14 protein-coding genes and 1 pseudogene are annotated in these 13,501 nt (G+C 56.8%); 4 read left to right on the forward strand and 11 right to left on the reverse strand.

Features of this window, described 5'->3' with window-relative positions; translation table 11 throughout:
- Positions 1–13: 13 nt before the first annotated feature.
- The 4 genes from G0034_RS12865 to nasR all read right to left on the reverse strand — a co-directional run bounded on the left by G0034_RS12865 (position 14) and on the right by nasR (position 4,353).
- Entirely contained in the window at positions 14–802 is a 789-nt protein-coding gene (locus G0034_RS12865) for an ABC transporter ATP-binding protein (RefSeq protein WP_045135483.1), read from the reverse strand.
- A gap of 9 nt (positions 803–811) precedes the next feature.
- A complete protein-coding gene (gene ntrB, locus G0034_RS12870; protein ID WP_014884183.1) occupies positions 812–1,690 on the reverse strand; it encodes a nitrate ABC transporter permease in 879 nt (292 codons plus the stop codon).
- Positions 1,691–1,692: 2 nt separating this feature from the next.
- Positions 1,693–2,940, reverse strand: a complete 1,248-nt coding sequence (locus tag G0034_RS12875) for a CmpA/NrtA family ABC transporter substrate-binding protein (RefSeq protein WP_179120926.1) — start codon at positions 2,938–2,940, stop codon at positions 1,693–1,695.
- Positions 2,941–3,168: 228 nt separating this feature from the next.
- A complete protein-coding gene (gene nasR, locus G0034_RS12880) occupies positions 3,169–4,353 on the reverse strand; it encodes a nitrate regulatory protein NasR (RefSeq protein WP_032636261.1) in 1,185 nt (394 codons plus the stop codon).
- 72 nt (positions 4,354–4,425) lie between these two features.
- Here nasR and G0034_RS12885 point away from each other — a divergent pair, with 72 nt between their 5' ends.
- The 3 genes from G0034_RS12885 to G0034_RS12895 all read left to right on the forward strand — a co-directional run bounded on the left by G0034_RS12885 (position 4,426) and on the right by G0034_RS12895 (position 7,121).
- Positions 4,426–4,779: a DsrE/DsrF/TusD sulfur relay family protein gene (locus tag G0034_RS12885; protein WP_179120927.1), complete on the forward strand. Its 354-nt coding sequence runs from the start codon at positions 4,426–4,428 to the stop codon at positions 4,777–4,779.
- Between the two features lie 106 nt (positions 4,780–4,885).
- Positions 4,886–6,670, forward strand: a complete 1,785-nt coding sequence (locus tag G0034_RS12890) for a methyl-accepting chemotaxis protein (RefSeq protein ID WP_179120928.1) — start codon at positions 4,886–4,888, stop codon at positions 6,668–6,670.
- 211 nt (positions 6,671–6,881) lie between these two features.
- Positions 6,882–7,121: a DUF1883 domain-containing protein gene (locus G0034_RS12895; protein WP_045135486.1), complete on the forward strand. Its 240-nt coding sequence runs from the start codon at positions 6,882–6,884 to the stop codon at positions 7,119–7,121.
- Positions 7,122–7,151: 30 nt separating this feature from the next.
- Here G0034_RS12895 and G0034_RS12900 read toward each other — a convergent pair whose 3' ends face one another.
- Positions 7,152–7,847 carry a gamma-glutamylcyclotransferase gene (locus G0034_RS12900; protein WP_014884190.1) on the reverse strand — a complete coding sequence of 232 codons (696 nt, stop codon included), beginning with the start codon at positions 7,845–7,847 and terminating at the stop codon, positions 7,152–7,154.
- Between the two features lie 178 nt (positions 7,848–8,025).
- Positions 8,026–8,256, reverse strand: coding sequence for a putative cation transport regulator ChaB (gene chaB, locus G0034_RS12905; protein ID WP_014884191.1), 231 nt, complete (start codon positions 8,254–8,256; stop codon positions 8,026–8,028).
- A gap of 269 nt (positions 8,257–8,525) precedes the next feature.
- On the opposite strand from chaB, the gene chaA reads away from it, so the two are divergent.
- The gene (gene chaA, locus G0034_RS12910) at positions 8,526–9,626 is read left to right on the forward strand and encodes a sodium-potassium/proton antiporter ChaA (protein WP_014884192.1); all 1,101 of its coding nucleotides are present in this window, start codon (positions 8,526–8,528) and stop codon (positions 9,624–9,626) included.
- A 115-nt stretch (positions 9,627–9,741) separates the two neighbouring features.
- Here the strand turns inward: chaA and kdsA are convergent, their stop codons facing one another.
- From kdsA to prfA, 5 genes and pseudogenes are all read right to left on the reverse strand, one after another.
- A complete protein-coding gene (gene kdsA / locus G0034_RS12915; protein WP_014884193.1) occupies positions 9,742–10,596 on the reverse strand; it encodes a 3-deoxy-8-phosphooctulonate synthase in 855 nt (284 codons plus the stop codon).
- 36 nt (positions 10,597–10,632) lie between these two features.
- Positions 10,633–11,442: an invasion regulator SirB1 gene (sirB1, locus tag G0034_RS12920; RefSeq protein ID WP_008499515.1), complete on the reverse strand. Its 810-nt coding sequence runs from the start codon at positions 11,440–11,442 to the stop codon at positions 10,633–10,635.
- Positions 11,443–11,477: 35 nt separating this feature from the next.
- A pseudogene (locus G0034_RS12925) lies at positions 11,478–11,567 on the reverse strand (siroheme synthase); the annotation flags it as partial.
- Positions 11,568–11,575: 8 nt separating this feature from the next.
- Positions 11,576–12,406, reverse strand: coding sequence for a peptide chain release factor N(5)-glutamine methyltransferase (gene prmC / locus G0034_RS12930; RefSeq protein WP_047344641.1), 831 nt, complete (start codon positions 12,404–12,406; stop codon positions 11,576–11,578).
- Entirely contained in the window at positions 12,406–13,488 is a 1,083-nt protein-coding gene (prfA, locus tag G0034_RS12935) for a peptide chain release factor 1 (protein WP_014884195.1), read from the reverse strand. The genes prmC and prfA overlap by 1 nt, the downstream gene beginning before the upstream one ends.
- Between the last annotated feature and the right edge of the window lie 13 nt (positions 13,489–13,501).

Raw genomic sequence — 13,501 nt, forward strand, 5'->3', positions numbered from 1 at the left:
CAAAGCCCCCTCGTTACGCCGCTTTCGGCTGTTTTTCGTAGAGGAAATGGAGGATCTGCTGACGCATGTGGTGGTAGCGGCTGTCGTCCGCCAGCTGAACCCGGTTGCGCGGACGCGGCAGATCAACGCGCAGGATCTCTCCGACGGTCGCCGCCGGGCCGTTGGTCATCATCAGCACGCGATCGGAAAGCAGCACTGCCTCATCTACGTCGTGGGTAATCAGCACGATAGTGGTGTTCAATGCCTGCTGGATCTGCATCACCGAGTCCTGCAGATGGGCTCGCGTCAGCGCATCCAGCGCGCCGAACGGTTCATCCATCAGCAGCACTTTTGGCTTCATCGCCAGCGCGCGGGCGATGCCCACGCGCTGTTTCATGCCGCCGGAGATCTCCCCCGGGCGCTTATGCAAGGCATGCCCCATCTGCACGCGGTCGAGGTTGTGCTCGATCCACGCTTTACGCTCAGCCTTGCTCATGGTGTGACGGAACACCTGATCCACCGCCAGGGCGACGTTGTCAAAGCAGGTGAGCCATGGCAGCAGGGAATGGTTCTGAAACACCACCGCGCGCTCGGGGCCCGGCCCGGCAATTTCGCGGTTGTCGCAGATAAGCCCACCTTCCGTCGGCAGCGTAATGCCGGCAATAAGGTTCAGCAGCGTCGATTTGCCGCAGCCGGAGTGGCCGATCAAACTGACGGTTTCGCCCTCGTGAATATCAAACGAAACGTTTTGCAGCGCCAGAAACTCGCCGCTGGCAGTAGAAAAGCGCTGGCTCACGCCCTGGACCTGAATTAATGGTTTCATCTTCGCTCCTTATTTTTCCTGCCAGCTAAAGCGACGGGCAATCAGCATCAGCCCCTGCTCCAGCAGCAACCCGACCACGCCAATAATGACGATGGCGATGAGAATGTTTTCGACGTTGAGGTTGTTCCACTCGTTCCAGATCCAGAAGCCGATGCCTAAGCCTCCGGTGAGCATCTCGGCGGCGACAATCACCAGCCAGGCAATACCGATGGAGAGGCGTACCCCGGTCAGCACCGCAGGCAGCACGGCAGGAAAGAGAATGCGGCGCATGATGGTCCACTCAGAGAGTTGCAGTACCCGGGCGACGTTGAGGTAGTCCTGTGGAATACGGCGCACCCCTTCCGCGGTGTTGATGACCATCGGCCAGATGGAGCAGATAAATATGGTCCAGCTTGATGCTGGCTCCGCTTTCTGGAACAGCAGCAGGCCGATGGGCAGCCAGGCCAGCGGGCTAACCGGCCGCAGGAGGGCAATTAGCGGGTTGAACATGCGCGAGAAAAAGGTGAAGCGGCCAATCAGAAAGCCCAGCGGAATCCCCGCCAGCGCTGCCAGACCAAAGCCGATGGCGACGCGCTGCAGTGACGCAAGCACGTTCCAGCCTATGCCCATATCGTTTGGCCCGTCGCGATAAAACGGATCGGCGAACAGGGTTATGGCCGAGTCGAGCGTGCTGAGCGGCGTCGGGAAGCCTTTGCTGTTTATCGCCGCCAGTTGCCAGAGCACCACCAGCAGCCCCAGCCCCAGAAACGCCGGAATAACGCGCTGTAAAACATCATTCATTCGACGCGCCAACGCAGGCGTACGACGACGAACCTGTAACGGTGGCAGGACAATCACCTCCCCGCTCTCAGGCTTCTCTTGTGGTTTTGTGTTTTGCAGATGCGGCATAATCAGGCCCCTTTACGGTGAATGGCAAAACGGTTGGCGTACCCTTCCGGATCGGTTCCGCTCCAGACGGTACCGTCCATCAGCGTGCTGCTGCGATACGGTGATGAGGGAGTGGAGAGTCCGCCGACGGCGGTGGCAGCATCCTGCCAGACCGCGGTCTGGTTAATGCGCTGCGCAATACCCACGTAATCCGGCGCGGTTTTAAGCAAGCCCCAGCGGCGGAACTGGGTTAAGAACCACATGCCGTCAGAGAGATACGGATAACTGACGGCACCCTCGTTGAAGAAACGGATCGGGTGTGCGTCCTGCCAGCGCTGCCCCAGGCCGTTGTCGTATTCCCCGAGCATTCGCCCGGTGAGATACTGTTCTTTGCAGTTGAGCCACGCCCGGCGCGAGAGGATCTGCGCGGTTTCACGTTTGTTTTCCGGGGACGCCTCAATCCAGCGCGCGGCTTCCATCACGGCACTCACCAGCGCCCGGGCGGTGTGCGGATTTTTCTCCACCCAGTCGCGACGCGTGCCGAGAATTTTTTCAGGATGATCTGCCCAGATGGACTGCGACGTGGCAGCGGTGAAGCCAATGCGGTCGTTAATCGCCCTCGCGTTCCACGGCTCACCGACGCAAAAGCCCACCATGTTGCCAATGCGCATGTTCATCACCATCTGCGGCGGCGGCACCACCACCGTGCGCACGTCATCGAAGGGGTTAATGCCTGCGCTCGCCAGCCAGTAGTAAAGCCACATGGCGTGCGTTCCGGTCGGGAAGGTGTGCGCGAAAGTGTAAGAGCCAGGCGCCTGCTGCCCGACCAGCGTTTTCAGCCCGTCAAGATCGCGAACCCCCTTCTCCGCCAGATCGCTGGACAGCGTAATGGCCTGACCGTTCTGGTTAAGCGTCATCAGGTTTGCCATCTGCTGCGGCTTGCCTGCAATACCCAGTTCAAGCCCGTACAGCAGACCGTAAAGAATGTGCGCGGCGTCCAGCTCCCCCGCCACCAGCTTGTCGCGTACCGCTGCCCAGCTCGCCTCTTTGGTGGGGACGATGGTGATACCGTATTTTTTATCAAAGCCTTTCAGGGCTGCGATAACCACCGGCGCACAGTCGGTCAGCGGGATAAACCCGATACGTACCGTCTCCTGCTCCGGTTTATCCGAGCCTGCCGCCCAGGCAGCCTGCATGACACCCGGTATTAACACTGCGCCACTCGCCAGCATGCTGGCCTGCAAAAACCGCCGTCTCGACAAATCCGCCATGACCACTCCTGAAAAAAAGCCAAAAAAAAAGCGCCCACAGTGCCGAAGCACCGCTGGACGCCTTTATCCCGAAGACTGATGCACCGCCGTTGGCGCACCGTCAAAAATGGTTAATTCAATAATGCAAAGTCAATGCCAGGTTTGAACACCCTGTTTCAGGGCCGACAGCCGGGTTTTGCTCGCCATTACGCACCCCAATCAGGCACAACATGCCCACTGATTGTGCAGCTACTCCTTTGGGGTTATCTGCCACACGCTTTTCACCGTAAGCAGCGCCCGGGCGATATCCACCATGCGCTGATTCTTGTCCATCGCCATTTTGCGCAGCGTTGTCCAGGCCTGCTCCTCACTCATATTCTGGTGGGTCATCAGCACGCTTTTTGCTTTATCAATGGTTTTTCGCTCCTCAAGCGTATCGCGCAGCGACGCAAGCTGACGGGAGAGTTGCTCAATCTCGCGCGCCTGCTGGCGAACCAGAGGCAGCAGGGGTTTATCCGGGTAATGCGCCAGCGGGTCCTCCAATTCATCTGCGGGATGCGGATAAACCTCGTCACGCTGAATCCGCTCATCCACCGCGACCATCAGATCGGCGATGATTGTCTCCTCCAGCGCGCGCAGATGCTCCAGCCGCGCCGTTTGCAGCGCAAACCACGCCAGCGCGGTATGGCCATTATCCGCGGCAGGCTGGCGGGTACAGGCCACGCGCCGGAGTTGCTCCGTCTCACGGTCGGGCTGGCAGTTGAGGGAGAAAGTGGCCTGAACGTCAGCCTGACTGTGGGAGAGGAAGATCTCAAAGCAGGCTTGCTGCCCGTCAATGCGATCTACCAGTCTCTGGCGGGTAACGTCATCAAAAAAACCCTGCGTGAAGCCTATCGCCCCCAGGGCCCGCTCTTGTCCCGCCAGCTCTTTCCCCTGCATCAGGCTGTAAAGGGCGACAAACCGGCCCGCGATTTGCGGATCGTCAATGCTGTCATTGAGTTGAGGCACGATACTGAGCAGATGGCGAAGCATGCGGGAGTAATGTTCCATGGCCTGCGGGGCCGTCAGGGTTTGTTGACTCACCCCGTCACGCAGCGCGGGAAGTGTGTCCAGCGTATGCAGTGCATTACCGATACGTTCGCAGACGGCGCTCCCCGGGAGGAGGGACTGCTTGCCAAGTATCGTATTCAGCGCAGCAAGATTTTCGTCTACCAGCGCCCGGCTGGCTTTGCATTCAGGCGCGTAGAGCTTACCCTGTGAACAGAGCCAGACGTTGGATGCCCCGCGCTCGCACTGTAGCATATGTACCAGTTGGCTAATGCCGTGCACCAGCACGTTCAGCTCTGCCAGCTTGCTGAGCTGCTCCCGGCGCATCAGCCTCGCGCGCTGAAGCCATTCGGTTGCACCCGGCGAAATGCCAGCCATTAATGTCATGCTTACTCTCCCGGACAGCGAAACTCCGGAGAATTAAGCAATATTCGTGCCTTTATAAGAACAGGAGTCAACATGCAGAAGATTGTGATCGTCGCCAACGGGGCGGCTTACGGCAGCGAATCTCTTTTTAACAGCCTGCGTCTGGCCATTGCGTTACGTGAAAAAGAGAGCGACCTGGCATTACAGATTTTTTTAATGTCGGATGCCGTCACCGCCGGGCTGAAGGGCCAAAAGCCGGCAGAAGGCTATAACATTCAGCAGATGCTGGAGATCCTGACCGCGCAAAATGTGCCGGTGAAACTGTGCAAGACCTGTACCGACGGACGCGGGATTACCACTCTGCCGCTGATAGAGGGCGTAGAAATCGGGACGCTGGTTGAGCTGGCCGAATGGACGCTGACCGCAGAGAAAGTATTAACTTTTTAATAATAATCCCGTAAAAATATTATTTTCTTATGGACGCGGTTTCAGCATCAAGTTTACCTGCGGGGTTGCCGATAGGCATGGAAACAACACAGCAGGTATTTCACTTATGTTCAGATCGATTCGCGCACGTATTATCGCCACGACGACAGGTTGCCTTGTCGTCGCCCTTCTTCTCAATACCGTTATTAACTTCCAGGTCACGCGCCAGGATAACCAGCAGTCACAGCGCGATATATTGACCAGTACCAGCGCCAGCCACAACATGGCGATTGCCGACTGGGCCAAAAGCAAAATGACGGTGATTACTTCCGCACAAAGCGTCGCGCTGGCTGACGACCCGGTTCCGGTGTTTAAACAACTGGCGCAGGCGGGGGGATTCACTAACGTCTATGTGGGTTATGCGAGCAAGACGGCGAAGTTTTCTGAACCTGCGGGTGTCCCGGCGGATTATGATCCGACCATTCGTCCCTGGTATCAGCAGGTGGTGAGCACGGACGGCCCGGTAGTGACGGCACCCTATGTTGATGCCGGTACCGGAAAGCTGGTGGTGACGTTTGCTGTACCGGTGAAAGAAAATGGCGTCCTGAAAGCGGTGGTGGCGGGCGATGTCGCCATGGATAGCGTCGTGGCAAACGTGCGCGGCATCCACCCAACACCCGCCAGCAGCGGGCTGCTCCTGAACAGTGACGGTACCGTGATTGCCGCCAACGATCCGGCTTTGACCCTGAAGCCGTTTGCCGAGACGATCAAAGGGATCGACTTTGCGGCGCTGAAACGCGGTAATCCGGTCGACGGAACCCTGAATGATGTAGACAAAACCTTCATTGCCTCAGCCGTGCCGGGCACAAACTGGCTGCTGGTCGTCGCGCTCGACAACAGCGATGCCAACTCCGGCATGCGTTCCCTGCTGAAAGCGTCGGCGATTTCGCTGGTGATCCTGGCACTCCTGAGCGGCGCCATTGTTCACGTCCTGATTGCCCGTCTGCTGAAGCGCCTGTCTGACATTCGTGATGCGATGCATAACATTGCCAACGGGACCAACGATCTGTCCCAGCGTTTGCCGGACAGCGGCAATGATGAAGTGGCGCAAATTGCGCAGGCCTTTAATGCCTTCAGCGATAAGCTTTCCGTCGTGATGGTACAACTCCGTGACGCCAGCGCGTCGGTGAAAAATGCCGCGCAGGAAATTGCGGCTGGCAACCAGGATCTTTCCGGGCGTACCGAGCAGGCGGCGTCCAGCCTTCGCGAGACCGCCAGCGCGGTGGAGCAGATCACCGCCTCCGTCACGCAATCGAATGAATCGGCAGCGGAAGCGAACGATCAGGCAAGCAAAGCGTCTGCGGCTGCCGCGCGCGGTGGTGAAGTGGTTTCTCAGGCCATCAGCACGATGCAGTCCATCGAAGTGGCGTCCGCAAAAATTGGTGATATCACCAGCGTCATCGACGGTATCGCCTTCCAGACCAACATTCTGGCGCTAAACGCCTCCGTCGAGGCGGCGCGTGCCGGTGAGCAGGGCCGCGGATTTGCCGTGGTGGCAGGGGAAGTGCGTAACCTCGCCAGTCGTAGCGCCCAGGCGGCGAAAGAGATCAAATCCCTGATTGATTCCACCACCGATAGCGTGGCGACTGGTTCGCGCTATGTGCATCTGGCCGGTGAAAGCATGGATGAGATCCGCTCCAGCATCGGCAGCGTCTCCGGCATCATGCGCGAAATCTCCATCGCCACCAGCGAACAGATGAAAGGCATCCATGAGATTAACCATGCGGTGACCCATCTCGACAGAATGGTGCAGCAGAACGCCGAGCTGGTGGTGCAGTCCGCCGCCGCCGCAGGAGCCCTGCAGAGCCAGGCGGGCGACCTTGCTGAAACGGCCGGCCATTTCCGCATTTAATGTTCCCCCGGCGCGCGTTTCGCGGGTAAAACGCGCGCCAGCCTAACTTTTGAGGAATTTTGTCATTTTTGTTTAATCGTTATGCCATTTTTTGATCAAAATCAGCATCCCGACTCTCCCCCTTTGGTGTTATGCAACGAGTGAATTGTGAACAACATCACGCTCGGATATGGCTGCAGGGAGAGCGTTGTTTAAGACTACGGGGTAAAAAATGGCACGGGTAAAAACAAGTTTGAAACTGTTCGGCGGGGATACGGTAGTGGTGCGTTGCTCAGAACGCTGCCGCATACATCTCATGAGTTCAAAAGCGCAAAAGCAATCCCAGGCGGATATTCTGACCGTGCAGGATGATAAAGCGTGGCTTACCGTGCCGTATACCGGCACATGGGATGTGCTGATCGACAGCCACAGTCAGTCGCTGGAGCATTCCGTCAGCTACGTGGCAGCATAAGAGTAAACGCCCGGCCAGCCGGGCGTATTATCAGGCAAAACCCGGTCGCAGCGAGCTGTTGACAGGGTTCCCTTCCAGCAGCGCCCTCACCTTTACCACCAGCTCATTCAGACAATCGTCCTTCATACCGAGGCGGGTCAGCTCCTGATCGAGGGAGAAGAGATACTGCGCGTTGGTGCCCAGCGGCCCGCTGGCGGCGGCAATCAACGGGGCGATGACCTGCGTGCGGGTATCCGCTTCATACAGCGGATGGCGTGGATCCATAATAAACACCAGCGCATTGACGGTACGTCCATCGTCAAGCTCCAGCTTGCACCAGCTCGGCATATAGCAGCCGGTGATCATCTCGCGCTTCCAGAGCAGCGTCAGCTCCTCTTCGAGCGTGGCATCCGGGAGGCGATACGCCACGCCCGTGGTGCGTCCGCCCTCTTTCAGTGCAAGCATGCGACCAGGCTGACACGCACTGCCGCGTCCGGCCGTCAGGCGCAGACAAAATGCGCGGTGCCAGCCAGGCAGCGTTCCCGTTGCCGATTCGACAAATTCCAGAGCCGGGTTCCACATCAGCGAACCGTAGCCAAAAATCCATACCGGGCCATCATCCGGGCGGCAGGCAAGCGTGGCAGCAAGCGACGCCGCACGTTGTTCAGCTGACCAGAGAAGCGATTCCTCAATAGCACCAAATGCCGTCTTACAATCTGCCTTCATTAAGAAATCACGCGTTAACACTTTACACCTCCGCCACTGCATGCTTCCTTGCGACATCTGTAATGCGCCTTCCCGGCATTTTTTCTCTGGTCATTTTGCCAGCAGTGAAATAACGATAAGCAATTAGCGGACCAGTTGCAATACAACGGAAGTTCAACCGCCTGAAAAGTCAAAATGAAGGCAGCGAATTATTTCACGGCTATTTCTTTTTATGCCATTTATCATCGTCTCCTTTCTCGTAGTCATGTTTAACTGCGGCCCAGGCGACCTTATGCGCCGTCTCTTCCCGGCTGGCATCATCCCGGCGATCGTCTTTATCTTTGTACTGATCCCAGGCGCTGTTAAACGCTTCCTTGTAGATATCCTGCGCGTGTTCAGGCAGGACATTTTTCACGTTATCAGGTAATTCGCGTTTCGTTTTGTAGGGCATCACTAACCTCTCTTTTCGGTAAAGAGATAAGTGTGGACGACGATATGCCATGGTGCCACCCAACAATAATTAATGAGTAAATTAAAATTATAATTCGTTGTTATTTAATATTTATTTATGAGAGATATGGCATTATAGACTTCAAAGAATAAAAACATCACAAAGGGTAAAATTAAGTAAAAATTAGAAGGTATTTAACAGATTTCTGTTAATTTAATCTCCTTAAAATCTATCTATAATTACAAGCACCTGCATTGATGGAGAAGCACATGACAGCAACACACGAGGCGGTAAAGACCCGCCACAAGGAGACGTCACTCATTTTCCCGGTTCTGGCACTGGCTGTGCTGCTCTTCTGGGGAAGCAGTCAGTCACTGCCAGTGGTGGTTGGTATCAATATTCTTGCCCTGGTCGGTATTTTAACCAGCGCATTTAGCGTCGTTCGCCATGCGGACGTATTAGCCCACCGTCTGGGCGAGCCGTACGGTTCGTTAATTCTGAGTCTTTCCGTTGTTATTCTCGAAGTCAGCCTGATTTCCGCGCTTATGGCGACCGGCGATGCTGCCCCGACGCTGATGCGCGATACCCTCTACTCCATCATTATGATTGTGACAGGCGGCCTGGTGGGCTTCTCGCTGTTACTGGGCGGGCGTAAATTTGCGACCCAGTACATGAACCTGTTTGGTATTAAACAGTACCTGATTGCCCTCTTCCCGCTGGCAATTATCGTGCTGGTCTTCCCGATGGCGCTGCCAGGTGCAAACTTCTCCACCGGTCAGGCGCTGCTGGTCGCGCTGATTTCCGCAGCCATGTACGGCGTGTTCCTGCTGATTCAGACCAAAACGCACCAGAGCCTGTTTGTATACGAACATGAAGATGACGGCGACGACGATGACCCGCACCACGGTAAGCCGTCAGCACACAGCAGTGTGTGGCACACGGTTTGGCTGATCGTGCATCTGATTGCGGTCATTGCGGTCACCAAAATGAATGCCAACCCGCTGGAGACGCTGTTGACCGAGCTGAACGCCCCGGTGGCCTTTACCGGTTTCCTGGTGGCGCTGCTGATCCTGTCCCCTGAAGGACTGGGGGCGCTGAAAGCGGTGTTGAACAATCAGGTGCAGCGTGCAATGAACCTGTTCTTCGGCTCCGTGCTGGCGACCATATCACTCACCGTACCGGTGGTGACGCTGATTGCCTTTATGACGGGGAACGAACTGCAGTTTGCGCTGGGCGCGCCGGAGATGATTGTGATGGTGGCCTCGCTGCTGCTGTGCCAGATCTCCTTCTCCACCGGACGCACCAACGTGCTGAACGGCGCGGCACATATGGCGCTGTTTGTGGCGTACCTGATGACGATATTTGCCTAGCCTCTTTGCCCAGCAGCGCTTCGCTTGCAGTTCCTACAGGTTTTGTAGGCCGGGTAAGCGCAGCGCCACCCGGCAATATGTCCTATAAAAAAACCCGCCGAAGCGGGTTTTTTTATTAGTTGCTGGTATCCAGCTCGTCGAAGTTCTTCACCAGATCGTCAATCGCTTTGATCTGCTTCAGGAACGGCTCCAGCTTATCCAGCGGCAGTGCGGACGGACCATCGCATTTCGCGTTAGCCGGATCCGGGTGCGCTTCAATGAACAGACCCGCCAGACCCGTTGCCATACCGGCGCGCGCCAGCTCGGTTACCTGCGCACGACGACCGCCAGACGCGGCACCAAACGGGTCACGGCACTGCAGGGCGTGAGTCACGTCGAAGATCACCGGAGACTGGTTAGAGACGTTCTTCATCACGCTGAAGCCCAGCATATCCACGACCAGGTTGTCATAACCGAAGTTTGCACCACGGTCGCACAGGATAACCTTGTCATTGCCGCCTTCGATAAACTTGTCGACAATGTTCCCCATCTGGCCAGGGCTCACGAACTGTGGTTTTTTCACGTTGATGACCGCGCCGGTTTTCGCCATCGCTTCCACCAGGTCCGTCTGACGGGCCAGGAATGCCGGAAGCTGGATCACGTCTACCACGTCCGCTACAGGCTGTGCCTGCCAGGACTCATGCACATCGGTGATCACTTTCACGCCAAACGTCTGTTTCAGCTCCTGGAAAATCTTCATGCCCTCTTCCAGGCCCGGGCCACGGTAAGAGTGAATGGAGGAGCGGTTGGCTTTGTCAAAAGAGGCCTTAAACACATACGGGATGCCCAGCTTCTGGGTCACGGTCACGTAGTGCTCGCAGATACGCATGGCGAGATCGCGGGATTCCAGCACGTTCATACCGCCAAACAGCACGAACGGCAGGTCGTTTGCTACCTTGATATCACCAATGCTAACCACTTTTTGTTTCATAGGATCGCCTTATTCAGGTGTGAATCGGAATTAAGATTAATGCAGTGTAATTTGTTTGTGCGAGATCGCGTTGATCTGCGCGCGAATCATTTCGCTAATCGGATCTTCCGGGCACTGCTCAACGAAATAGCTCAGATCGTTCAGCGCAACGTGTTCGCAGTCGAGCTGGGCATAGATAAGCCCGCGGTCGCGAATTTCGTAGGGATCTTCCGGATTAAACTGCAGCAGCACTTCGCTGGCACGCAAGGCAAGCTCCATCTGACGCTCTTCCATCAGCGCTGATTTCAGCGTATCCAGCAGCTTGCGGATCACTTCGGCGTTATCGGCCTCGTCGAGATCTTCGTTAAAGAGCTCGGCGACCGGGCTGATGTTGCCCTTCAGCCAGACGTCCAGCGTATGCTCATCCAGCGTATCGCCGTTAAACGGATTAATGAGCCACATCTCGCCGTCCAGCCACTCCGCCCGCAGGATCATCTGCGTCGGGAAAATGACCGGCACCAGTGGAATATCAAGACGGTGCGCGACCCACAGCAAAATAGAGCCCAGCGCAACGGCGCTGCCCTGACGGTTTTTTAAGACCTGGTCCAGCCATAATGCGTCAGACAGGCGATACACGCCACGCGTGTCGCAGAAACCCCATTCGCCGTAGAAAAGCTCAAGCAGCTTCTCTAATTGCCAGTCCTGCGGGCGCGCCTGATTGATCTCTTCACGCGCCAGGCTGACCAGATTCTCCAGTTCATCGTAAACGTACTGCGACGTAAAATCGTCGCGTATCATCTCCGAAATCAGGATCATGCCATCGCAAAGCGGCACTTTATTAAATTCGAAATCGGCTAAGGACTTCATGACTTACCCCAGTAACGCCCGAACGTACAGCTACCCCCGGGCGCGATAAAACTCAAAACAATGTAGATGATAACGCCAAACCGCCTTTCAGTCAGCCTTACGCCTTTATCAGTAAATGGCAGATAGCCTTGCTTCATGCCCACTGGCCTAGCGTCAACCGTTCATTACCGCCGTGGTCGCGGCAGGTTTCCACTGCGGTATAACCCGCTTGCGTAAACAGCGCACGTACGGCTTCCCCCTGCGTCCAGCCATGTTCCACCAGCAGCCAGCCGCCGGGAAGTAAATGTTGCCGTGACGTTGTCACTATGTGATCAAGATCGGCTAACCCTGCGTTAGCCGCAACCAGCGCCGACAATGGCTCGAAACGAACATCGCCCTGCGCAAGGTGCGGGTCGTGCTCGTCAATATACGGCGGGTTACTGACGATCATCTCGAACGAGCGAGTCTCCAGCGCGCTAAACCAGCTGCTTTGCAGCACGGTCACGTTAGTCAGCCCAAGACGCGCCACGTTACGCTGCGCCAGGGTCACCGCGTCAGGCATCACATCCACTGCCGTCACATCACAATCCGGACGCTCGCTGGCAAGCGCCAGCGCGATAGCACCCGTTCCTGTTCCGAGATCGAGAATGCGGCTGGCCGCAGCCGGCAAACGCGCCAGCGCCTGCTCCACCAGACATTCGGTATCCGGGCGTGGAATCAGCGTTGCCGCTGAGACATAAAGCGGGAGCGACCAGAACTCACGTTCACCGACAAGATGCGCCACCGGCTCACCGTTTTTACGGCGGGCAAGCAGCGTAGCGAGCTGCGCTTGCTGCTCAGCGGTCAGTGGCGTCTCACCGAATGCCAGCAGATACGTACGGGCTTTACCCGTTACATGCTCCAGCAAAATTTCGGCGTCGCGTTTTGGGCTTTCGCTTGCGGAAAGCTCACCGGCGGCCTCACGTAACCAGCGCTGAAAATCCATTATTCCTGCTCGGACAGCGCCGCCAGCTGGTCGGCCTGGTATTCCTGCACGATAGGCTCAATCAGCATATCCAGCTTCCCTTCCATCACCTCGTCCAGACGGTAAAGCGTCAGGTTAATGCGGTGGTCGGTCACGCGGCCCTGTGGGAAGTTGTAGGTACGGTTACGGTCGCTGCGATCGCCGCTGCCCAGCAGGTTACGACGCGTCGATGCTTCCGCCTGCTGGCGTTTCGCCATTTCGGCCGCGTGGATACGCGCACCCAGCACGGACAAGGCTTTGGCTTTGTTTTTATGCTGCGAACGCTCGTCCTGACACTCCACCACAATACCTGTTGGCAGGTGAGTAATACGGATAGCGGAATCGGTGGTGTTAACGTGCTGGCCGCCCGCACCAGAGGAGCGGAAGGTGTCGATGCGCAGGTCCGCCGGGTTGATGTCCGGCAATTCCGCTTCCGGCAGCTCTGGCATCACCGCCACTGTACAGGCAGAGGTATGAATACGCCCCTGAGATTCCGTAGCAGGCACGCGCTGCACGCGATGACCGCCAGATTCAAACTTCAGACGACCATACACGCCGTCGCCGCTGATCTTGGCGATAACCTCTTTATAGCCACCATGCTCGCCGTCGTTAGCGCTCATGATTTCCACGCGCCAGCGACGCGATTCAGCGTAGCGGCTGTACATGCGGAACAGATCCCCGGCAAACAGCGCCGCTTCATCACCGCCGGTACCGGCGCGGACTTCCACAAACGCGTTACGCTCGTCGTCCGGATCTTTTGGCAGCAGCAGCACCTGAAGCTGTTGCTCCATCTCTTCAGAACGCGCTTTCGCATCCTGTAACTCTTCCTGCGCCATCTCGCGCATTTCAGGATCGTCGAGCATCATCTGCGCGGTTTCGATGTCTTCCTGAACCTGTCGCCAGTCGGTAAAGCATTTAGAAACATCACTTAACTGCGCGTACTCACGCGAGAGTGCGCGAAAACGTTCCTGGTCCGCAATGGTCCCGGCATCCCCGAGCAGCGCCTGGACTTCTTCATGGCGCTCGTGCAGAGCTTCCAGTTTAGCGACGATAGAAGGCTTCATAGGCGTAAGTGCA

The sequence above is a fragment of the Enterobacter sp. T2 genome (genome assembly GCF_010692925.1).
In the GTDB taxonomy this organism is placed as follows: domain Bacteria; phylum Pseudomonadota; class Gammaproteobacteria; order Enterobacterales; family Enterobacteriaceae; genus Enterobacter; species Enterobacter kobei.